Origin of the sequence: Paenibacillus sp. FSL K6-1122 (assembly GCF_037977015.1) — a bacterium.
GTDB classification, from domain to species: Bacteria; Bacillota; Bacilli; order Paenibacillales; family Paenibacillaceae; genus Paenibacillus; species Paenibacillus amylolyticus.
The window spans coordinates 4755020-4778519 of the sequence record NZ_CP150272.1; the positions used below are offsets into that span (position 1 = coordinate 4755020).

The following is a 23500-nucleotide window of genomic DNA, read 5'->3' on the forward strand; positions in this document are numbered from 1 at the left end:
CCTTCTTGTATCAACCTTATACCGCTTGTCCAACCCGTTATTTCCGTAGGCAGGCAGACCCGTACAAAAGTTGCGTTGTATTTATTGACAATTACTCGGCCAGTTCCTGGCCCTTCGTTTCCCGGCCCCAGAACAGTACAGCTGCTGCGCCAATAAGGATTGTCACGAAGAAAATCGTGAAAATCAGGCTGATCGCAACTTCACGTTGAACCAGCATACCGACCATTAATGGAGCCAGTACGCCACCGATTCGGCCAACCGATGTGGCAAGGCCAACACCTGTCGAACGAACGGAAGTCGGATACAATTCTGGGCTGTAGGCGTACAGACCACCCCAGGCTCCCAGATTGAAGAAGGAAAGACAGATTCCTGCGGTCAGGATCGTAGCTTCCGTTGTAGCCAATCCGAACGCAATCGCACTAAATGCAGTCAAGGTAAGATACACAACCAGTACGAACTTGCGACCGTAACGTTCAATAAAGTAAGCAGCGGTGAAGTAACCTGGCAACTGTGCAATCGTCATGATCAGCACGTATTGGAAGCTTTTAACCAACGTGAATCCTTTTGCCATTACAACCGAAGGCAACCACAGGAACATTCCATAATAAGAGAAAATGACGGTAAACCACAAAATCCAGAGCATCAACGTTGTACGGCGATGTGGTGCTGACCAGACGGTAGCCACTTTCTCGCGGAACGTGATTTTATGAAGCTTGGTATGATTCTTGTACCGCGGCGGGTCCTGAATCGCACGACGCAGATACAGTGCGTAGAACGCCGGAAGCGCACCAATGGCAAAGGCAATTCTCCATCCGTACTCCGGGATGACAAAGTTCGCAATGAGTGCTGATACAATCCAGCCCCCTGCCCAGAAACTTTCCAATAATACAACCGCACGTCCCCGTTCCGCTGTAGGCATCGACTCCGATACCAGTGTGGATGCCACGGGCAACTCGCCGCCAAGTCCAATACCAGCAACCAGACGCAGTGCACACAATACGGCGAATCCAGTCGCCAATGCAGACAGACCGCTTGCAATCGTAAAGATTAGCAAGGTCCACATCAGAATGGCCTTCCGTCCAAAACGGTCCGCAAGTGCACCTGCAAGCAAAGCTCCTAGCGCCATACCGATCGAGTTAATACTCGTAAGCACGCCAACTTGTCCGGGACTGAGACTCCATTCCTTGGCGAGTGCAGCCACGATAAAGGAGATCATACCCACTTCCATCGCATCAAACAGCCAGCTCATGCCGGCACTGAACAGCAGCTTGCGCTGCTTGGGATTCCGCAACACTTCCAGTTTGCTCATCACTTATAGCTCCCTTGATCTCTATGTAGTCATTCTGACACTAAATCATTATTATGCAGAATGCTCCAGAAATCAATGCAAAATAAGCTTTTCCTTCCGATTTCTGCGATACCTTACCCCTTGAGTGAACCCGCTGTCAGACCTGCAACAAAGTAACGCTGGAGCAGAAGGAACAACGCGATCATCGGAATGGCGGTTACCAGCACACCCGTAAGCATCATCGGATAGTTCGTCACGTATTCTCCGCGGAACTGCATAAGCGCGAGCGGTAACGTTAGCTTGGACTTACTGCTGAGCATCAGCATCGGAATAAGTAAGTCATTCCAGACCATGACGAGCAGGAACGTAGCCGTTGCCGCCAGCGAAGGTGCAGCCAGTGGCAGTGCAATCCGCGTATAGAGTCTCCATTCACTTGCTCCATCCATACTGCCCGCTTCCAGAATCTCCGAATTGAGCATGCGCATGAAACCAGTCAGCATAAATACTGAGACAGGCATCAGCATAGCCGCGGATACGACAATCAATCCCGTGAGACTGTCCGACCAGCCGAGGGTACGCGTAAGGGAATAGATCGGCAGCATACTCACCTGGGATGGAACGATCAACCCTGCTACGAACAGAGCAAATACAATTTTGCCTACACTGCCGCCCCAGCGGACAATGGCGTAAGCAATCATGCTACTCAGCAACAACTCAATGGCAACCGTACCAAGCGTCACGACCAGACTGTTCCCGAAATATTGCCACATCGGCTGATTGCGGAACATGCCAGTGATGTTATCCCACGTAAACGGGTCCGGCCAGCTGAATGGACTGGTGAAGAAATTGCTGCTTGTTTTGAACGAGGATACAAACACAAAGTACAGCGGCACCAGAATCAGCAGCGCGTACACCAATAAGATCAGGCGATTGAACCATTTTAAAAACATGTGAACTCCCTTCTGCCTCGATTGCAGGATGAATGCTCCAACATCAACCTCAATAACTTACCCGGTCGGCACGTAGTGCCTTGAACTGCAACAGCGTCAAGAGCGCGAGCAACACCAGGAAGATCATGGAACCGGCAGAAGCCAGACCAAATGAATAGCTGCCAAAGGCGGTATGATAGATATATGTTGTCAAAATTTCAGTTGCGTAGTTCGGGCCTCCGTCCGTCATGGTGAAAATGAGGTCAAATGCCTTGAACGACTGAATGGTCGTGTAGGCCACAACAATCGTTGCCGAAGGTGCCAGCAGTGGCCAAGTCACGGTACGGAATACCTGCCATTTGCTGCCGCCGTCCATACGAGCCGCTTCATACAGTTCTGCCGGAATACCTTGCAGACCTGCGATGAATACAATCATCATCTGTCCGGCATGGGCCCATACCTGTACCGCAGCGATGGAATAGATGGCGATTTTGGGATCTCCAATCCAGTTACGAGCAATGCTGCTCATCCCAGCTTCATTCAGTCCATAGTTGATCAATCCAATGGATGGATCATACATAAATGCCCAGATCAGTCCAACCGATACGGAGGACAGAATCGCAGGCAGGAAATACAATGCCCGAAGCACAATGCGTGTCTTGGTATTACGTACCAAGAGCAGAGCCAGGACAAGTGAAATAAAGGTTTGTGCAATAACAACCGTTAACATGAACTCCACGTTGTTGCCAAAGGCTTTGCGGAATACGATGCTGCTGAGACTGTCCTTGTAATTATCCAGCCCTACAAATGCATACGACGGGGATACCCCATCCCAGTCCGTAAAGGAATAGAACAGCCCCGTCAATGTAGGAAATACGAACAATCCAACGTACAGCAGCAACCCAGGGATCAGAAACAGGGATAGCTGAAGACGGTTTTTCATCGTTTATTTCCCGATATGCTGATCAATGATCGCTTGTGCCTGCTGTGCTGCTTCTTCTGGAGAAGTGCCGCTCAGTACAGCCTGGATGGAGTTGGTTACTGCTTTTTGATTATCTCCGTTCAGGATGGTGAACCGTGGCTGGAACACGGTCTTTTTGGTTGCCCATTCTCCGGCTACCTGAAGCTCAGGCGTATCGTACTTCACATCATTCACCGTTACATTTTGTCCCGTTTGGTTGGCATAGTCACTCGCTACATCGGGATTGCTAAGGAATTCGAGGAACTTCTTCGCTTCTTCCGGATGTTTCGACTTGCTGTTCACCGCGAGCATGAACGTAGTAGTATGCACTCCTTCATACTTCGCTTGATCTGCACTTACCGTAATTGGTGCAAGCAGTTTTTGCTCCAGGTTCGGATTCTGCTGCTTGTTCTGAGCCAATTGATATGATCCGCTCGCCAGCATCGCTGCTTTCTCTTGAATAAACAGCGCGCCAGCCGCAGGGTCTTTCGTACCCAGTGCATCCTGCTGGAAGTAACCTTTATCGTTCAGTTCCTTGATTTGAGTCAACGTTTTCACCCAAAACTCATCCGTCAGTTTGGCTTCGCCCGCTTCCACTTTGGTAAAAATGTCGTCACTCGGTGCATTGTTCATCACCATTGTATTCATGAATTGCCCTGGGCCAATGTCCGCTCCGGCAAAGGCAATCGGAATGATGCCATTGTCTTTCAGCTTCTGGCAAAGTGCCAGAAAGCCTTCCCAATCGGTTGGTGGCGTCAAGCCGTATTGTTCAAACAGTTTTACGTTATAAATTGGATCGTTATATACGAGTTGATACGGGATCGCATATTGCTTGCCATCGTGCTGTCCTGATTCAATCAGCTTCGAATTGTAGGCCGACAAGAACGAGGATCCAGTCAGATCCGTGAACAATCCGGCTTTGGTAAAGGCTTCAAACTGTGCACCCGGGAAGGAAGCAAATACATCTCCTACCGAACCGTCACTGATTTTAGATTGTACGGTGGACTGGTATTGATCGGAGGGCAGTGTCTGCATCTCCACGTTGATGTTCGGGTTTTCTTTTTCAAATGCGTCAATAGTCTTGTTGAGTGCTTCGGAATCTTCTCCACGCCAGTGCATGAAGCTGATCGTAACTTTACCTGAACCCGAGGAGCCGTTCTCTCCAGATGACGCGTTATCCCCACCGCCGCAAGCTGACAGCAGGATGGACATCACCAGCATACTGACAAGCGGCAGGATCAATTTTTTATTTTTTTTCATGAAAGACGACCTCCTGAGGATGATTAATGTAAGTTGCACGAAAGTTTTTACACGGGGCACTCCGAGTGCAGTACCATCTTCCGATCGCTGTTATCCCCGGATTTTTTGAATCATTTTTCTCAATGGTTAAAATCCGGGGATAAAGGCAAGATGATGCTTACGAAGTAGCTTTCTTTCAGAAAGCTTTTAGCTTCGCTTCTTCAGATCGGTTCTGTCCTCTCCGTTAAAGTGTAAAAAAAGGGGCACTTACTTAGTTAGTAGTAACTTGATGCTGCTTCTGTCTTGTTTTCCATTTCTCGCGAATGATGGGCATCACGGTCCGTCCGAAGATTTCGGCTTCTTCCAGATGCGGGTAACCGGACAGAATGAAAGTCGTAACGCCGAGATCTCCATATTCCATCAAACGCTCTGCGACCTGTTCGGCTGTACCTACAATGAGTATCGCACCGCCGGAACGCACAACGGACAAGCCTGTCCACAGGTTGGGACCTACGACAAACTGCTGCTTCTCGGACAGTTCCCGTAGCTCGTTCTGTCTGCGTTGGTTGGTTGCATCCGTCTTGGCAAAAGCGGCTTTGGCTTTCTCGATCGCTTCTGGTGGTACTTTGCTAATAATCTCCCAAGCTGCTGCCCATGCTTCTTCTTCGGTATCCCGAATGAGTACCTGAGCACGCATGCCATAACGGAGCTGACGATCTTGTCCCGTTTCCTCTTTCACCTGCTGACGGATGACCTCAATCTCTTCGATCTGCTCCTGAATCCAGTCATGGGGTTCACCCCACATGAGGAACGTATCCGCATGTTCAACAGCGACCTTTTTCGCAATCGGTGAACTTCCTCCTAGATAGAACGGTGGATGTGGATTTTGCACCGTCTCCGGCATGCCTACCGGTCCTTTGAAATTGTAATACTGGCCGTTGAATTCAGGATTGGGATCACTGGGTGCATCTGCGCCAGATTTTGAACCACTTCCTGCAAACTCCGTCAAATTCAGTCCCGTCGATTGGGTCCATGAACGCTTCATGACCTCCATGTACTCGCTCGCTCGTACATACCGTTCATCATGCGCATGTGCCAGTGGATCGCCGAGCTCCTCCAAATCGCGAACAGAACTGCCTGTCACCACATTGATCATGGCGCGACCACCAGAGAGCTGATCCAGTGCGGCTCCCATTCGTGCAGCGAGTACAGGTGTAACCAATCCCGGGCGAATGGCGACAAGGGGACGCAATGTCTTCGTGTGACTCATCACAGCCGAGCCAACCACCCACGCATCCAGACAGGCTCCCCCTGTCGGAATCAGTACAAATTCGAATCCTGCCTTCTCCGCCGTCTGTGCCACATCGACCAGATAATCCAAACTTGGCTCCCGCTCCGGGGCAACCCCTACATACTTACCATCCCCTGCTGTAGGCAAAAACCATCCAAACTTCATTTCTTCCTGTTCGCTCACAAAAGTCAATCCCTTCTATGAATAAATAAAGTCTCATGTTAAAAATAAGATCATTGTTCTGCCACTTGGCCGTTCCGGTTACGAATCGTTCTTACGATCACTGTTATCTCCAGATTTTTTGATCCCCTTTTCTAAGGGGAAATCCGGAGATAAAGGTGAACACTACGTTTCTTCAGAATCGATTTCGTCCCCTCCACTACGTTTGCACTGGTTGAAATTGATTTTTAAAGTGTGCCTAATTTCTAATTCATTTTCATAGTAAACATCCAAATGCCGATTAATTAACTTGGTTTAATAGGTATGGACATCATATCAATTGATTTGTCTGTGAGCAATGTCATTTCGCGGCAATTTTATTTTGTCATTTTGTGGTCTTTTCTCAGATTTAGGTCTTCCTGATCTTGAATATATATAAAACCCACCTGTATAATAGGTTTAAATACGTGTTCAAAAAGTCTGGTTTTCAGTACCGAGAAGATCGAATGAAGCTAGAAATGGAGTAGCGGAGCGTAGGAAAACTACGTGAGCAACCACAATGTTTCCAAAGGAAACATACTTCGTAAGCCTCCCGCTTATTTCGGCTGAATTTCAGCTTCGATGTTGATAATGCCACTAGGCATGATTCGTAATCAAAAGTGGACTTTTTGAACTACATCTGTAAGCCAAACTTTTGGAATGTACAAACGATACTTATACAATAAAGAGGTGTTCCTGATGACCGAGAGCATGAAGGAGGACCACCATGAGTTTTTGGATATTATTTTCTTCACTCCATCTGAATTCGAGAAAGCTGGTGGCGCCTGGCCGATCCGCATCGGCCGTAATATAGCCAAGACCAACTATCATATTGGCCCGCGCACTACACCTTATTATTATTTGCTATTTGTGCTGGAGGGGGAAGGTACATTCATACAGAACGGACAGCGTCACGCCCTTCGTGCCAGGGATGCGTTCTGTCTGTTTCCACATGTTACCCATGAGTACTGGACGGACCCCGAGGATACGTTGCAGAAAATATTTATTGCCTTTGATGGTGCACATGCAGCCGAACTGCTTTCCCGAATTGGACTTACACCCGACTCACCATACCGTTCAGGTGTACTGACCCCGGAGACCGCAAGTGCCATGCGCGCATTTATGGAGGATGTTCGCAAACCGCAGGACGGAGCGAGCGATCTAGGACGACTAACCCGGTTTTTAACTCTATTCGACCGAATTGCCCGCTCCCCCGCAACCAAAGGATTGCAACCGGATTCAGCCACACCCTGGCTCCAGAAAGGCAAGGAATACATGGACATTCATTTTGCAGGCGGCATCTCCGTGGAAGGTGTGTCCGCTCATGCGGGTGTGGATCGAACCCATTTTGCCAAACAGTTCCGCAAAGCCTATGGTCTGTCCCCTGTGCAATATATCCAGCAATTGAAAATGACCCAAGCCAAACGTCTACTCGTGCAGACGCCGCTAAGCTTAACTGAAGTGGCTCATTCGGTAGGTTACCCGGACTTGTTCTCCTTCTCTAAAGCGTTCAAAAAGCAAGTTGGTCTGCCGCCCAATCGCTATCGCACAGCGGAGAGCACGAAAGAATGAGGGAGCGACCTTTCGCTCCCCAGCCTATAACTCAGTCTCGTGTACCCTGACTTGTGTACGATACCGCGTCTACTAAATTGCAATGAACGCCTAAGTGTCATATCCTGCACATCATAGTGCTGCAAAACCCATTACTATATAAATTGAACTAAACATTTACACGGGAACGGAGAGGACAGAAATAACCTGAAGAAGCGGAGCGTTCGCCTTTATCACCAGATTTTCTCCTTTGTAAAGCCGAATATAAAAAATCTGGGGATAACAGCGATCAGAAGGTTGTTCTGTCATCGGAGTGGCAAGTGTAAATTTTCTTTAGTTCAATTTATATAGATCCACCACCAAAAAGGCAAGCCCCATCTACCCGGGACTTGCCTTCTTTCTATACTATAGTCTTGACTGCACGTACCTGAAACCAGCAACTTTTTTACGCTGACCTAACACTATTCCTTCTCCTCATTCTTACGCGCAAGTGGAATACCGTTCTCCTTCGCATACCATGCTTCATAATGATGCACAGCCACACCTGCAAATGAAGAATGAGAGGAACCCAGATCAAACACCTTTGCCATCTCTTCATTCATATTGCTAACCGGTTTACGGAAAAAGGTCAGGTGATCCCCCTCGTGTGTATCCGCGAGTTCCGCTCCGATCCAGACTTTCTTGCCGAGTTCATCCGCTTCGTCCAGTTCTTCCTTGGACAAATCATACATCTGCTGCCCACTATCCCGGTATGCCATAATGGCTACCGCATCGAAATGTGAGATCACCCAGCGACTGAATGTACCCTCACTTTCAGCCGACTGACGGGCATCAAGCCAGAACGGGATCGCAGCGCTCATGTACAGTCCAGCATCCTCGCCGGCTTTTGTCCAGGCCTTCATGTTGTTCTGCCACTCTGCAATGACGCTGCTCTCCTCGTTCTCCCAGCGCTTCAGCTGATACGGCTCCACATCCAGTTGAATACCTTGGAAGCGTTCATTCTTCGCCGAAGCCGCATTGTATGCTCGTACTCGCTCGATAAAAGCAAGTCCTTCATCCCTCTTCTCCTCATAGGCCCAGTCTGCATGACCGTTAAGTCCATGCACTTCAATCTCAGCCTGTCGGGCAGCCGCAATGAATTTACGGTATGTTGCGTCAGGCAGCTCATCCTGGATTTGCAGGAAGATGGTATCTACGCCCTGTTCTTTGGAGAAAGCAATAATCTCAGGCGTTTGTTCTGCAATAATGGACGCGTCCCACAGCCAGGTCGCTTTGTGTTCCTCTGCCGAGAACCATTTGAACATCCAGGACAGAAGCAGCAGGCACAACACCACAGCCAGAATGGCCCATTTCGCCATACCCACCAGTTTGCCCCGTTGCCTCATATATTTCCTCAGACGAGCAACGCTTCACTTGGCTCAAGCACAGGATGCTGTACCGAGTGACCAATCTTGTAAATATGCGGATGCGTGTATGAACGGAACGCATTACGTGTATCCAGAATCGGTACACCCATCTCCGCAATATCAAAGTAAGGCAAATCGCTGTGGTTGGTGATCAGCACGATGCAATCGTACTTCTTGAACTGCTCCAGATTGAACGCTTCGCTGTGTACGGTCTCCCCATGCTTGTCCTGGAAGGAATCCGCATGTGGATCGTAGTAGCTAACGTTAGCTCCACTTTCCTTGAACAGTTCATATACTTCCAGTCCTGGTGATTCACGCAGGTCGGCAATATTCGGCTTGTACGACATGCCGAGGAGCAGAATATTGGATTTACGTACGGATTTAGCGTATTCGTTCAGAATCGTTGACGTTTTGTTCAATACATAATATGGCATGTTGTCATTGGTGGATTGCGCCAGCTCAATGAATTTGCTATAGAAACGGAAGCCTTTGGCCTTCCATGACAGGTACATCGGATCAAGCGGGATGCAGTGTCCACCGATGCCTGGGCCTGGATAGAAAGGCATGAAACCAAATGGTTTCGTCGCCGCTGCGTCAATAACTTCCCAGATATCGATACCCATGCGGTCGCACATCATCGCCATTTCATTTACAAAGGCAATGTTCACGCTGCGGAATGTGTTCTCCAGCAGTTTGGACATCTCAGCCACTTTTGGCGAAGATACCGGTACTACGGTTTCTACATACTTGCTATATAATGCTGTTCCGAGTTTCAGGCAGGCTTCAGTCGTGCCCCCGATTACTTTCGGCGTATTAAATGTTGTGAAACGTCCGTTCGACGGGTCCACACGCTCAGGCGAGAAGCAGAGGAAATAGTCTTTACCTGCTTCTTGTCCGATTTTGTCCAGCTGCTGCTGGATCAGTTCTTCGGTTGTACCTGGATAAGTGGTACTTTCCAGCGTAATCAGCATGCCTGGTTTCATATGCAGTTTGATCTGATCTACAACGGTCTCGATGTAAGACGTATCCGGGTCCTGATTCTCACTAAGAGGTGTCGGTACGCAGATACTGAGGGCGTCGATCACACGCAGCATGCTGTAATCTGTCGTTGGCTGGAAACGACCGCTTTGCATTACTTTTTTCAACTCATCAGACGAAATATCGTGAATATAGGAATCTCCTTGATAGATACTTTCTACTTTGGACGCATCCAAATCAATTCCGATTACCGTGAAACCTTGATTGACCATTTCCACGGCAAGTGGAAGTCCTACGTAACCGAGCCCGACGACGCCGAGTACAGCTTCTTTATTTTCAATCGCATTCAGTAATGTGTGGAATTGTTGATTCTCCATGATATTCCCTCCGGGCAGTGTATTTGGTGGTGCTTAAAATCCATATAAATAGATGAGTGTCTGTGCTCTAAATGTTGCTCTAATCTATCTGATTCATAGTGTAAAAAAAGCTCTTACTTTGCACTTCACACAATCAGCTTATTCAAGCCGTCTTCTAATGCAGGCAGCGTCTGATTCGGGCATCCAGCTCTACAGGTGAGAACGGTTTGGTCATGTAATCATCGACTCCGCTGCGGAAACATTGACTAATCGTCTGCTCGACACGTTGTTCGGTCAACACGACAATTTTGGGTGGCTGCTCCATCTCCAGATTCTGAATATGATGGATGAACGGCAGACCATCGATGCCATACAAATTCAGTTCGGTGAGCACCAGATCTGGTGTGACTTTCTCGATCAACTCCAGTGCAGCCAGTCCATCAACGGCTTCATAGGTTTCGTATCCCTGCATCTTCAACCGCAATTGCAGGAATTCGCGTACCGTCGGATCGTTGTCCACAATCAAAATTCGTTCCGGCTCGTCCGCCGTATTGTCCAGCGTGTAGATATGAATTTCCGACGAATCTACGAGCTTCGAGGACTCAGCCATATGCTGAATAGTTGCCTTCGAAGGGCGCTCCCCTTCCGGGAAACTGGCCAGTGTAATCTGTGGATCAGCACCGGGTATAGTCTCTTGCAACTCATGTTTGATCCGAAGTCCTTCATAATGAACTTCATCCAGTGACAAACCTGGCAACAGGACGGCAATCGCTTGGGTAGCCCCATCCTTCCACACCTGGAAGGCAAACTCACTCGTTTGTTCCAGATGTGTCCTGACCTGCTGCTCAGGTTGAGAGTTTCCTGCACAATGGATGAACATTAAGCCGCATGTTTCGGCACCCGTTTCCTTCAATCCCTGTTCTACACTTCGGTACACATTAACGGCAGCCTCACGCTGCAATGTCGCCGTATTTGGCATGTTCTTTTCCACCCTTCTCCTCGATTATCTATATAAGTCCAAAAAATATTATTTACACTGACACTCCGATGACAGAACAGCCTTTCGATCGCTGTTATCCCCAGATTTTTTGATTCCTTTATACAAGGGGAAATCCGGGGATAAGCGTATGCTTTCGATGCAGCTTTCTTTCAGAAAGCTTTTAGGTGCACGCTTCGCTCTTCAGGCTTTTTCTGCCCTCTCCGTTATCGTGTAAATGTCTAGTTGGACATATAATTGCTTTGATTATTCTTTAATCAAGCGGCTTCGCTTGTTTTCTTCTCATCCTCGGACCAGCTTTGACGTGTCATGGTACCCCATGAGTTGTTGTTTTGCATGAACTGCACATGTCCCTGCAATCTCCACAGTACGCCGAGCTGGTGGTAACCCACGAATTTCAGCGCGGAGTAGACGAGCATTTTGACCAGATCGGAGAGTTTGTTGTAACGTTTGAAAGCAATCTCCTCCAGGACAAGTGCGCCTACACTCAGCAGATAACCACTCACAAAGTTCAGCAGTCCGAACAGAACCAGAATCGGCCATTGCGTCATATCCAGAAGGACATATCCAGCGAGAGCCAGAAGTCCGGTAATCCGGAAATACGGGTTCAGCGCTTCAAAAAGGACGTTATATGGCATGGTCACCATACCCATAACCTTATATTTCGGATTGAACAACATGCCACGATTCTCGATCATGTTCTTCAGGTTCCCGCGGCCCCAGCGCTTGCGCTGACTGGACAAGATCCGGTAGGAATCCGGTGCCTGCGTCCAACATACGGCCTCAGGACAGAAGGCAATGCGGTACTTCAATTTGTTTTCCAGCATGTAACGGTGAAGTTTGATGATGATGTTCATGTCTTCCCCAGGATAACCATCCCGGTATCCACCTACGGCGATAACAGCGTCCTTACGGAACATACCGAAGGCACCGGAGACAATGATCAGACCGTTCATGTGACTCCAGCCAATCCGTCCGCCCAGGAAGGCTTTGAGATATTCAATCGACTGGAACATGGGCCAGATCTTGCGTGGCAGCGATACATCTTGCACTGCTCCGTTTTCAATTTTGCAACCATTGGCGATCCGTACATCTCCACCGATAGCTACCGTCTCTTCCGGATTCTCCATATACATGCGTGCCATGCGGATGAGGGCATCCTTCTCCAGCAACGAATCAGCATCGATGGATGAGATTAGCGGATAATGAGACAGGTTGATCCCGGCATTGAGGGAATCGGCCTTACCGCCGTTTTCCTTATCAATGACATACAGATCCGGGAACTCCGGGTTATGATAGATCCCACGAATTTTCTGACAGGCGATCTTGCCCCGAATCTTCGTATTGGGTACTGGCTTCAGCCGATATTCCTCCAACAGGATATTCAGCGTGGCATCACTGGAGCCATCATTCACAACAATGACTTCATACGTTGGATAATTCAGCGTCATCAGGCAGTTCACATTTTCAATAATCGTCAGTTCCTCGTTGTATGCCGGTACCAGCAGAGAAACGGAAGGCACCAGTTCCGAGCCTGACAATGTATTGTATTTGGAATAATGCGACCGCCGGAAGATCGTCCAGATGTTACGGAACGATAAGGCCAGAATGGAAAAATAGAGCGTATTTACAAAAACAACATAGTAGATTGCGACCATGCCGTAGATTAATAGTAGATCCCTAAGCAGTGTAATCCCCTCCTACCGTAGCGACACCTGTACGTTTCTTGCTGGTTCTGTTCTCTCGTACAGGGCCAAAATAGCGATCATACAGCAGTCTTTTTTTGTTATGTGCAATCATCTGCTCTACAGCTCTGTCATCGGTTCTCGTATGCTGCATGGTACTCTCAATCTGCTGCATCGCAATCTCGCGCTCAGCAACTGTACCTTGCACCGCAGCCTGACACAGCGCCTCGAATCCCGGTTCACCGAGCTTGCTCAGACTCTCCGCACTGTTATAGCGAACTCTCCAGTCTTCATCCCGCAGCGCTTTGCGCAGTAATGGAATGCTGCCAGATGCATGCTTCGAACCAAGCGCTTGTACCACTTCGGCGCGAACCTCCGGATCCGGGTCCTGAATCAGCTTCAGAATCGTCTCATCCCGGAGGGCCGGACTTGCGCTAAGATACAGCTTCACTGCTTCGGCACGTACATCCTGATGTTCTGCGCCTACCAGTCTGTCGAGTGCAGGCATCACTTCAGGTACAGCCTGCCCCCACATGGCAACCAGTCCGACTTTGACAAAATCAGGATTCCGGTCTTCCAGCAATTCGATTAGAATTCTGCTCGTATCCAGACTCGTTTCGAGCAGAATATCTGCTGCCAGATGGTGAATGGACTTACCTTTGGTTAACAGCAAAGCGAGCATGTCTTTCAGTTCACCTTGCCGAGTCGTACATCTGGAGATGGATCGACCAATCATAATGGCCATCGGGCCCGGTTTCTCATCCTTCAGTAATTCCATCAAACCCGGAACGGCTTCGGGACAACGCATGCCACCCAAGCGATAAGCTGCATCAATCTGGCGACCATAACGCAGACGGCCCAGTTCCTTCAGATCATGCTCTACGAATCCTGCTTCACGGCACAGTGCGATTAATTTGTCGCGATACTCACCCTTGAACTGGTCGATCCATTCAATCAGTCTGTCCTGAATGACTCTGCGTTCCAGCGGAGCCAGTTTGCCTGGTGGCAATCTGAGAGGACTATTCTCAGTCAAGGCTGTTTGCAGATAGGTGAAATAGTCACGCTGCTTCAATTCATAAAATGCCGTCTTACGTCGTTTGCCATTGTGGGACATTTTCATGGCAAACAATACGATGACGCCTACAACAACAAGTGCGATACAGATGTACAAAAACAGATAGGCCAAAGCCAAACTTGGAAACATGTGAAAAGGTCCTCCTTTATACTCATTTATTCGATCTGAAAACTAGGAATTTTTTCATAACTCTTCTTCATTTTTTCGTAGCTTAGCTTCAGGCGTTCACTATACTGCACCTGCTCCCAAGGCTGCCAGCTATATATCGGCAATGTCTTCAGATCCAGGGTCGTCTGTTCACCCCCAGGCCAAGATACTTTCTTCGTGGCGCGGTCCGTTAACCACGGAATGAGGGTAACGCCTTCCACAGCAACTGTGGAGAACTCACGTCCATTCTTGAGCGGTCCATAGTCGATCGCTTGCAGCGAACTCGGATCACCGAACCCAAGCAGCATCCAGGGAATTCGCATCTCCACCTGATTGCCGTTATACTGCCATGACGTTAATGAATCCGTATCAGGCTGGCCGGGAGCCGTCGTTCCTCGCTTCAATGTTCCGACCTTTTCATTCATGAACGGTTGAGCAGATCGGGTATCCGGCGGTGTCATTCTCAGGCTGACTGCCAGATTCCATGGATGGAACGGATCTGCGGAGTCTGACTGCTGATCTGGCAGCATGTCGTATCCATCCTTGCCATACAGACGCTGATTAAAGTCATAATCCTTGGCGATCTCCACCTGAGATTCTTCATCCTGCCCCAGTGTAATCACCGTCTCAAGACCATCACTGAGCGTCCGGCCCGGGAGTAACTTGTCAGGCTGACTGCCTCCAGCAAGTGTATCGGTCCCAATTCGCAGCACTGTCTTCTCCGGGTCAAACGGTTGATCCAAGGTCAGCCCAATATACAGATAGGCTTCATCATGAGTCATCTTCATTTCCTGAATGCCGTCCACTTGGCCCTGCCAGGTCGTGACCTCTTCATCCTTCAGATCATCCCAGTCATCCAGTGATCCGTCGATGGTCAACTGTTCCTGTTTACCCGGGTCCATGGCAAGCAGACCAAACATCTTCTCGTTTGTCAGCACGTTCAACCAATATGCACGGCGATCAGCCGGGATTTCCAGTGGCATCGTGTTCCATGTTTTTTTGAACCATTCATCCTGCCACATGAACACAATTGCTCCCGAGTATCCTTCATCATAGATATCCTGCGTCAGTGACGCGTCGATATCTCCCTGCTCTACTTCGTTATGTCCACCCTGATTCCGTCCTCCCATACCCAGATGGGAAATACCAAGAGAAGAAGGTACGCCATACTCTGTAATCATTACAGGCATATCGGAAAACTCGGCTTTCAGCTTGCGCAGATAACTTTTGTACGTGTTGTACTCACCGTTCTCATCCTTGATGGTTTGGAGCGTTTTATCGATATGGAACAGATCCGGGTAATACGGGTACACATGGTAGGCTGCAAAATAACCTCCCTGCCACGCCTCCGGCTGAATATGTCGAGCATCCACACTGACGAGATCCTCTTCATACAGCGGCTCGCCGGGATGATCCAGCACATCGGTCGTTACCCAGTTGGTGAAGGTCATCGGATGTTCCCACCCATACTTCTTCTCCAGGACCGCCGTATGATCCAGCAGCTCTGCCAGCCAGTTCTCGAACGGTGACGCTTCTGGACTCGCCGAGAAATGAACTCCCTTGTACTGCGGCACGTCCGCATGTTTTGCGTTTGTGTTGTCTACCATTGCCGGGTCCCATTCAGTCCCCACATGCCAGGCCATCAGGTATTTTCCTGCATTTGTTTTGTATTTGCCGCTGGACTCTCCCTGCTTGGCAGGAATGTCCGCATCGCCATAGACAGCAGATACGGCCTTTTCAATCTCCTGCTTGAACGTCTGCTCAATATGGGCTGCATAGGCATCCTGTTTCTCAATCAACTCTTCTTCAGGTGACCATATGCCCTGTATAAAATATAACGGTTGCTCCCGGCCGCGGTTATATTCGACTAATGCGGAGTAGAAAATGGGTTCGTGAACCGTGTATACCCGGATTACATTGGCTCCCAGATCCTCGATCTGCTGGAACCACCGCAAGTAATCCTCTTTGGTCAGCGGGAATTCTCCCGGGTAATGCCCCGGTGAAGTTGCGCCCAGGTTGACACCTTTGACGAACATCTCCCTCCACGTTCCATCTGGCCCGTATTCCATGAACCGGTCTCCATCGGTCTTGAATTTCATCTCCGTGCCGTTCTCCGCTGTGTACGTAACGAGCTTGGGTTGCATATAGTGCAATCCGGCAAATATCCCACCGGTCACCACCACTGCTCCTGTCAACACCGTTAATAACCAGCGTCTTCGTCTTTGTCTGCTCATGTCTTTAGATTGCTCACCTCTCTAATATGCATCCTGCTTCAACATCGAATGGTCCAACATGAAGTTTACGAATCTTTCCGCTTCGGATGTCCGCTTGGTAGAGATGTCAGCGGTGTAGTTCTCACTATAGCGCTAAGACTCTGCATTTGTAACTAGGCTGATGGAAGCAAACATGAAATGGAACATTCTGCCCATAATTCGTAAAAAGAGCCATCAACTAGCACCGGGAAGCCTCTGAGATACGTCTGATTCCCGAACACTAATATCTGCTGGAATCGCATGGTATTGGTGCCCTGCTGATCTTGCAATTCTGGAACCTATATTGTTATGTGCAACGCGGGTACAGGCAACGTTTGCCGTTGGAACACATACCCCATTAAACGCGAGTCATTATTTAAAGTTGCGGACCTTTTTACAGTATTAACCATAAAGATTACAAAATTGATACTATAGTCCGATAACGCATCAGCGATATTCCGCGTCACATCAAGGTTTTCTGAAAAATGCAGAAAATCAAAAAAGGACGTCAGTCCCCCTCTATAGGACTGTGCCCATTTATAACCCTTTTACAAAAACCCAAATGAACGCCCGGTCATCAACCGTAGGTCATGGATCTCTCACATTAAATGTAAAAAAGCACATCTTATTTCCTAATTTCTGCCTCTAATATGGCTAACCCATAATTGTGTCCAATTTGCAAAATAATTCCGGTTGCCGCATTTCGAATTGTCGGATATGCTTATAAAACAAGAACACTTGTTCCATACTGTAAATAAACTGTTAATTATCGATGTTCAAATGAAAATACTTGCTTCTTAACATAAGAGCTTAGCATCACGAATAAGGAGAGAAGTCTTATGCCCCGCCAAGACAGCCGTGTCATCATGCTGGCAGACTGCCAGTCATTCTATGCCAGTGTGGAGAAGTCTGCACATCCCGAATACAAGGACCGCCCCCTCGTAGTCGCGGGAGATCCGGCGCGCCGTTCGGGTATTATTCTTGCGGCCTGTCCACTCGCCAAGTCCTATGGAATTACGACAGCAGAACGACTGGGCGAAGCGCTCGCCAAATGTCCAGATGTTGTTGTTGTTCGCCCCCGGATGGCCGAGTACATTCGGGTGTCCCTTCATATTACGCGTATCCTTCAGTCTTACACCGATCTGGTGGAACCCTATAGTATTGACGAACAGTTCCTCGATGTCACCGGAAGCCTGGATCTGTTCGGCAGCCCCGAGACGATTGCGCGCAGCATTCAATCGAGGGTGATGGATGAGACGGGTGTGTACATTCGAATCGGTATCAGTGATACCAAGGTCGTTAGTAAGATGGCCTGTGATCTATATGCCAAAAAAGTCCCTGGCGGAATCTGCACGTTGCCTCGCAAAGATCTGCCGTCCACCATCTGGCAGAAGCCTGTACGAGACATGTTCATGGTTGGTTCCCGCATGGCGCAGCATCTCTACAAGATGGGGGTCCATACGATCGGTGATCTGGCCCAGACCCCACTGTCCCGACTGAGAGAACGTTGGGGGGTGAATGGCGAGGTACTGTGGCGTATCGCTCGCGGTATTGACGATTCCCCGGTCAAACCCGGGACCTATGCTCATCAGCAGCAGGGGATCGGACATCAGATGACGCTACCCCGGGACTATGACTCCTGGGAAGATATCAAAGTGGTACTGCTTGAACTGGCGGAACTCGTCAGTCGACGTTCCCGGGACAAATCACTCATGGGCCATGTGGTCTCGGTTGGATGTCGCGGACAGGATTACGATCGACCAACCGGTTTCTCCCGCCAGATGAAGGTGAATGAACCCACCAACATTACGGATGAAGTATACGATGCGGCAGCAGCTCTGTTCCTGCGCCATTGGGACGGATTACCCATCCGCCGCATCAGCGTGTCATTGACCGGACTTGTACCCGATTCCGAAGTGCAGCTGTCCTGGTTTGATGACCGCGAACGCAAAAGAGAACTGGAACGTGCCACAGATGATATCAAGCGCAGGTACGGAGATACCGCCATTATGCGGGCATCCTCCCTCTGCTCGTCCGCGCAAGCCCATGAACGTTCTCATAAAATTGGAGGTCATTATAAATGAGTAAAAAATTGCAGCAAAACGGTATCTTCGAGTCCTCACGTATGATGCTCCCCGAACACCGGGAAGCCTACATTCTTCATCAGGAACAACTTGCTCCTCGTACCCGCCCCTCCCTGGATGCCCAGGTCGCGGAAGAAATGTCCCGTTTGCTCAGCAACTCGATGATGCTTGGAGATAGGGTCATTATTACGTTGTTTCACGAACATGATGATATTCGTTACACGGGGCAAGTGCTTCGACTGGACCGTCCGGCTCGTATCCTCAGACTGCTGATAGAAGATGGGTCCCGGGATATTCAGATGAACCTCATTACAGATGTGGCCCTTGCCAATGAGTGGATGGATGTGTGACCCTAAGAAGGATTGAAAAGATAGATGAACAAAGATATAAATTAATAGATAAATCACTCTACACAAAAATGAAACACACAATATTTAGTATAAAAAATTCATATAAAACAAGATTATCCTTTAACTTTAAACATAATTTCTCCGAACCTTCACAACTTCTAGTCTTCATTAAGATGATTGCAAATGAACTATTCATCCTACTTCAATAATTTAGAATCGGATGGTAATTACGTGTATGTAAAATCTTTGATCTCAAAAAGAAAGATAATTAGTCATATTTTCAAAATATGTTATAGAAATTAGTACTAGTATTCCATCAGTCTTTAAAGAGTGGAGATAATCGTTTGAGTTTAATTCGAGCATCCTCGGTAGTAAAATGCCAATCCACTCCCGCTCGTTTTCCCATGCCGAAAGTTCACGAGCCAGCTCCGTTTCTGAGGGGATCGGCAACCTAGGGCATTGACGGGTCATCACACTGAGTTCAATCTCTGCAATATTTAGCCAATTTTCCATGTTTCGGAGTGTAATGAATGTCCAAACGTTTCGCCAGTCGTAAAGCCTCTTCCGGTTCAAATGCCTGTTATAACGATGCAATGGCATCGGTATTCAGATTATCCATCACCAAGCAGACTTTCGGGGCATCGGAATACTGGACGTCAAGTAACTCTCGGATTTCTTCGGCCCATTCGATTCTCGTGCGCCGGGATCGCACACTCACTTGACGCCATCCGCCCAACCTGTTCGGTAAAGATGAAGATGTTACATGTCTCCTTGCGTACATATTCTGCACCTTTTTTCAGGGGTTTGGCAGGCTTCATCGGGATAGGATTCCGAGCTTTGTCCAGGAGCTGGTATGGTTTTTCATCCATGCAAATCACTGGACAATTCGGATCGTAAGGCTAGCGATAGACTTCGAGTACATCCTCCATCGCTGCCACAAATGCAGCATTTTGTTTTTGCGGAATACACCAGCTTTTACGAAGGTGCGGCTTGAGTTCGTTTTTTTAAAATGTTCCCCACCGTATCGTAAGTAAGGTTTTCGATATAATTCAGTTCAACCGCTTGGTCTGAGAGAATCCGCAAAAAAACAACGACTTTTCCCGGCAGGAGGTTCGCTGCAACTAAGCGCGACAATCCGGGTTTCCAGTTCAACGGTCACCTTAGGCGGATTCGGAGGCGTCAAACGCTTCTTCATAAAGTAAAAAAATATCGTCGTCTAGCGACCCGCTACGTTAAATTAGCGTGTACGTTCAGGCTTTTTTGACTTTGGCATTCATTATAGTGTAGCTTGCCTGAGTTTGAAGACACATCCTAGTAACAAAGGTTGCTAATTAAACTAAAAGATTCGGTTACATTCAAGAAATTCCATATAGGAATAAGCACTGTAATGTTGATAGAACACGTTATTATTTACATTATTTCACTTAAATTCTATTTGTTGTGTACTTACTTTCAATATAATGGTATAATTGTTTTTGATTTTAAAATATAAGGAGGTAAGATTATTTATGAAAAATTCAAGGTTTATTATGAAGATTTTGCTTACAATGATCCTTACATTAAGTCTGACTGTACCTGCTTTTGCACAGCAGGAGGTAGAAGAAAACCTGGATGAAGCTCAAGGATTGGCCCTACCTATAGACAGATTCAATGTTCTTTATGGTAAACCAACTAGCGATCCAGAAGAAATTACAAGTATTGAAAAGAATGCCACCATACAAATTCAAAATATTCAGATAAATGGTAACCAACTTTCTCTATCTGCAATAGTCGATTATAATAACCAAAGCAAGACACTTGAGGCCACTGGAGAACTTTACAATAGCTATAAACACCAAGATTCAATTAATAGTATTGTCGGCGACCTACAAGATCAAAGCGGTAATTTTGAAATAAAATTATTTGATGTTTACAACGATACATCTGAAGATAAAATGATCGCAGATTATTCTCTTAAAAATAAACCACATTTAAAAACATACTTAACCGACCATCAAGGGAACATCATACTTTTTGAAACACCTCTTCCTAAAGATCTAGAACGTGTTTCTGTAAGTAATAATGAGAAAATTGATACTGAAAAGGATTTCTTTTGGTTCAATGATATTATAACTCCATATGAACAAAAAGAAATCCCAACCAACGATACTATAAAATCGGCTCTTGGCGTGGATTCTGTTTCCCCCACAGCAGTTGGATATTTCTCAGATTGGACGCACAGCACGACATACTATAAATCATTTTATATTGGAAGCGACTATATTCAAGCTTATTCACTGCCTTATGGGTCATGGAAAGCTTTAGATGTAAAAAATCAATCCACATGGACAAATAGTTTTAAAATTGCAGAACATGTAACTGTAAATGGAACAACTAATAGAAGCGTGGATAGCCCTTTCAAATATCGTAATGTCAAGTTAAGTACAGCAGTTGGAGCAAAGTCTTCCATAGTTACTGCGTTTATCGATGGTCGCCTTGCTGGGATAAACAGTGGGTCTAGTCTGGCTATTAAAATCGCAGAAAAAGCATGGTCAAAAGCTTTACCTCTAGCACCTTCTATTAGTGAAATTAGAAGTTGGGTTAATGCTATTATAGATGCAGGAACAAGTAAAACTGTGACACTTGGAAGCTCAAACATTAAACTCAATACATCCCCTACTGTAGTTGAATCTGTTAACTCTGGAAATAATCAATTGTTTAAGATTACAGACTTAAACGGTTCTAATACTGGGCACCATCTAAGCCTCCAGACTGTGGTACAGTATGAAAGCGATACTGGCACATCAGCTACAGCAAACGCTATCTTAACCATTAAATGGGACGTTATGTATGCTAACGCCTTAATGAATACAAGTCAAAAAGAGATTACATTCCAATACAATGTTTCTAAATAATTTTTGCGAGGTAACTCTAATGAGTTGCCTCTTCTTTGCTCAAACAACCTGAGGAATAGAGGAATATCTATGTTGAAAAAAAACTATATTCAAATACTTCTTGTATTAACAATTATGATACTCGTTGTTACGAACATTTCACAATACAAGGCTAAAGAGTTGTACAAATCAGCACTTACAAATCAATTGAACACTGATATAACCGAGTTACGAAGCGCATTATCCTCTAATGACTTGGCTTATGAAGAAATTTTGCAATCTGATAAGCTGTCTAAAGACCAATCTAACTATCTCATGGAAAATAATGATGAAATTAGAAAAACCGTTGATAATTACTCAACTTTAGCTGTTCAATTAGGCGAAGCTCAATACACAGAAACCCAACAAAACGCCTTGAAGCTTACACAATATTTCAAAGGTTTAAACGATGACAATGAAGAACAGATTCTTGATTCAAACACTAAAAATGTAATTGAAAAAGCACAACAATTGAATAACAAGTGGAGTACTACTATGGCAAACACACAAATAAAAAGTATTGCTAATGATTCTTGGATTGAATTGCTAATGAATTTAGAGAATGATACTCAAACGTTTCTTACAGAAAATAAGGTTAAAAGTATTGAGGAATACTGGCTAGAAAGACGAGAAATTCAATAATAATAGAAAACAACCTTCCAATAGTTATAATGTGTATTGCGAAGGTTGTTTTCTATCCCTAAAGATACATAGTAATTTTATGTTTGCTTTTCAAACCGAACCTTTCGAAGACTTCTGAATCCCTTTATTTAGAAAAAGCTCCAGTCGAACTCCTTGGACAGACGCTCGAGCAGATGCACGCCGGCAATACTGTTGCCTTTGCGATTCAGAGCCGGGCCAACAAGACCTATGCCGAATTGTCCCGGTACAAGGGTCAGAATTCCACCGGATACTCCACTTTTGGCGGGCAATCCGACCTCGATGGCAAATTCGCCTGATGCATTATACATACCACAGGTGGTCATGAAGGTTTTGGCAATCTGAACATAGCGACGAGGGATGAGTTCTTCTCCCGTAATTGGATCTGTTCCATTATAGGCCAGAACGAGTGACATTCGAGACAGATCTGCACACGTCACTTCAATGGAGCAATGACGGAAATACACGGCAAGCACGTCTTCAACGTCATCCTTAATGACTCCGTTGTGCTTCAAAAAGTAGCCAAGTGAACGATTCATATGACCGCTCTCCGATTCGGACTGAAACACCTCTTCGTTATAGCCCAGCTGATCATTATTCGCCAGTTTGCGGAAAAACTCCAGAATGCGGCGTGATTTCTCTTCCTTACAGTCTCCTCCAACAAGCGAGGACACCGTAATCGCACCCGCATTGATTAATGGATTAAACGGAATACCGGGTTCGACTAGTTCAAGCTTGATCATCGAATCGTAATCGTCGCCTGTGGGTTCTTTTCCTACATTAAAGAAGACTGCTTCTTCACCATGGTCCATTAAGGCCAGAATAAGGGTAAATACTTTGGAGATACTTTGCATCGTAAATGGGACACCGCAATCCCCTGCCGACACATGGTTCCCTTCGGCGTCCATGATATGTATACCGAGCTCATCCTGAGAGGCTTTGACAAGCTCCGGGATATAAGAAGCCACCTTACCTTGCCCGGTGTGCAAACGACTGGTCTCCAGCCACTCCGGCAACAATGCATTCAGACGTTCCATGGTTGAATTGCTCATATCTCATCTCCTCCACATCTCTATATAAGCAAGCATCTTGCATGAAATGTACATGGGTGAACCCATGTACCATAATGATAATGAGCTCC

The 23500-nt window shown here is 46.9% G+C and carries 18 protein-coding genes; 6 read left to right on the top strand and 12 right to left on the bottom strand.

What is annotated here, in order from left to right; genetic code table 11:
• Window positions 1-91: 91 nt before the first annotated feature.
• The 5 genes from NSQ20_RS21405 to NSQ20_RS21425 all read right to left on the bottom strand — a co-directional run bounded on the left by NSQ20_RS21405 (window position 92) and on the right by NSQ20_RS21425 (window position 5873).
• Window positions 92-1309, bottom strand: coding sequence for an MFS transporter (locus NSQ20_RS21405; RefSeq protein ID WP_036614537.1), 1218 nt, complete (start codon window positions 1307-1309; stop codon window positions 92-94).
• 113 nt (window positions 1310-1422) lie between these two features.
• Complete coding sequence (locus NSQ20_RS21410) at window positions 1423-2238, bottom strand: carbohydrate ABC transporter permease (RefSeq protein ID WP_036674932.1); 816 nt, start codon at window positions 2236-2238, stop codon at window positions 1423-1425.
• A 49-nt stretch (window positions 2239-2287) separates the two neighbouring features.
• The gene (locus NSQ20_RS21415; protein WP_017687487.1) at window positions 2288-3160 is read right to left on the bottom strand and encodes a sugar ABC transporter permease; all 873 of its coding nucleotides are present in this window, start codon (window positions 3158-3160) and stop codon (window positions 2288-2290) included.
• 3 nt (window positions 3161-3163) lie between these two features.
• Window positions 3164-4438 (bottom strand): sugar ABC transporter substrate-binding protein, encoded by a 1275-nt coding sequence (locus NSQ20_RS21420; RefSeq protein ID WP_076318934.1) that lies wholly within the window; start codon window positions 4436-4438, stop codon window positions 3164-3166.
• A 250-nt stretch (window positions 4439-4688) separates the two neighbouring features.
• Entirely contained in the window at window positions 4689-5873 is a 1185-nt protein-coding gene (locus tag NSQ20_RS21425; protein ID WP_340033047.1) for an LLM class flavin-dependent oxidoreductase, read from the bottom strand.
• 732 nt (window positions 5874-6605) lie between these two features.
• Here NSQ20_RS21425 and NSQ20_RS21430 point away from each other — a divergent pair.
• A complete protein-coding gene (locus tag NSQ20_RS21430) occupies window positions 6606-7478 on the top strand; it encodes an AraC family transcriptional regulator (RefSeq protein WP_101313601.1) in 873 nt (290 codons plus the stop codon).
• A gap of 440 nt (window positions 7479-7918) precedes the next feature.
• Here NSQ20_RS21430 and NSQ20_RS21435 read toward each other — a convergent pair whose 3' ends face one another.
• The 6 genes from NSQ20_RS21435 to NSQ20_RS21460 all read right to left on the bottom strand — a co-directional run bounded on the left by NSQ20_RS21435 (window position 7919) and on the right by NSQ20_RS21460 (window position 16335).
• Complete coding sequence (locus tag NSQ20_RS21435) at window positions 7919-8842, bottom strand: hypothetical protein (RefSeq protein WP_340030841.1); 924 nt, start codon at window positions 8840-8842, stop codon at window positions 7919-7921.
• A gap of 8 nt (window positions 8843-8850) precedes the next feature.
• Complete coding sequence (locus NSQ20_RS21440) at window positions 8851-10218, bottom strand: nucleotide sugar dehydrogenase (RefSeq protein WP_076318928.1); 1368 nt, start codon at window positions 10216-10218, stop codon at window positions 8851-8853.
• A 154-nt stretch (window positions 10219-10372) separates the two neighbouring features.
• Window positions 10373-11176, bottom strand: a complete 804-nt coding sequence (locus NSQ20_RS21445) for a response regulator (RefSeq protein ID WP_340030842.1) — start codon at window positions 11174-11176, stop codon at window positions 10373-10375.
• A gap of 275 nt (window positions 11177-11451) precedes the next feature.
• Window positions 11452-12852 (bottom strand): glycosyltransferase, encoded by a 1401-nt coding sequence (locus NSQ20_RS21450; RefSeq protein WP_174806433.1) that lies wholly within the window; start codon window positions 12850-12852, stop codon window positions 11452-11454.
• A 22-nt stretch (window positions 12853-12874) separates the two neighbouring features.
• Complete coding sequence (locus NSQ20_RS21455) at window positions 12875-14083, bottom strand: HEAT repeat domain-containing protein (RefSeq protein ID WP_340030843.1); 1209 nt, start codon at window positions 14081-14083, stop codon at window positions 12875-12877.
• 26 nt (window positions 14084-14109) lie between these two features.
• Window positions 14110-16335 (bottom strand): hypothetical protein, encoded by a 2226-nt coding sequence (locus NSQ20_RS21460; protein WP_340030844.1) that lies wholly within the window; start codon window positions 16333-16335, stop codon window positions 14110-14112.
• Between the two features lie 857 nt (window positions 16336-17192).
• Here NSQ20_RS21460 and NSQ20_RS21465 point away from each other — a divergent pair.
• The 5 genes from NSQ20_RS21465 to NSQ20_RS21485 all read left to right on the top strand — a co-directional run bounded on the left by NSQ20_RS21465 (window position 17193) and on the right by NSQ20_RS21485 (window position 22341).
• Entirely contained in the window at window positions 17193-18437 is a 1245-nt protein-coding gene (locus tag NSQ20_RS21465) for a DNA polymerase IV (RefSeq protein WP_340030845.1), read from the top strand.
• Window positions 18434-18787, top strand: coding sequence for a YolD-like family protein (locus NSQ20_RS21470; protein ID WP_340030846.1), 354 nt, complete (start codon window positions 18434-18436; stop codon window positions 18785-18787). Before NSQ20_RS21465 ends, NSQ20_RS21470 begins: the two co-directional genes overlap by 4 nt.
• Window positions 18788-19317: 530 nt before the next feature.
• Window positions 19318-19509, top strand: coding sequence for a hypothetical protein (locus NSQ20_RS21475; protein ID WP_340030847.1), 192 nt, complete (start codon window positions 19318-19320; stop codon window positions 19507-19509).
• A 786-nt stretch (window positions 19510-20295) separates the two neighbouring features.
• A complete protein-coding gene (locus tag NSQ20_RS21480; protein WP_340030848.1) occupies window positions 20296-21681 on the top strand; it encodes a hypothetical protein in 1386 nt (461 codons plus the stop codon).
• 69 nt (window positions 21682-21750) lie between these two features.
• Window positions 21751-22341, top strand: a complete 591-nt coding sequence (locus NSQ20_RS21485; RefSeq protein ID WP_340030849.1) for a hypothetical protein — start codon at window positions 21751-21753, stop codon at window positions 22339-22341.
• A gap of 128 nt (window positions 22342-22469) precedes the next feature.
• Here the strand turns inward: NSQ20_RS21485 and glsA are convergent, their stop codons facing one another.
• Window positions 22470-23411: a glutaminase A gene (gene glsA / locus NSQ20_RS21490; RefSeq protein WP_017687474.1), complete on the bottom strand. Its 942-nt coding sequence runs from the start codon at window positions 23409-23411 to the stop codon at window positions 22470-22472.
• Window positions 23412-23500 lie beyond the last annotated feature (89 nt).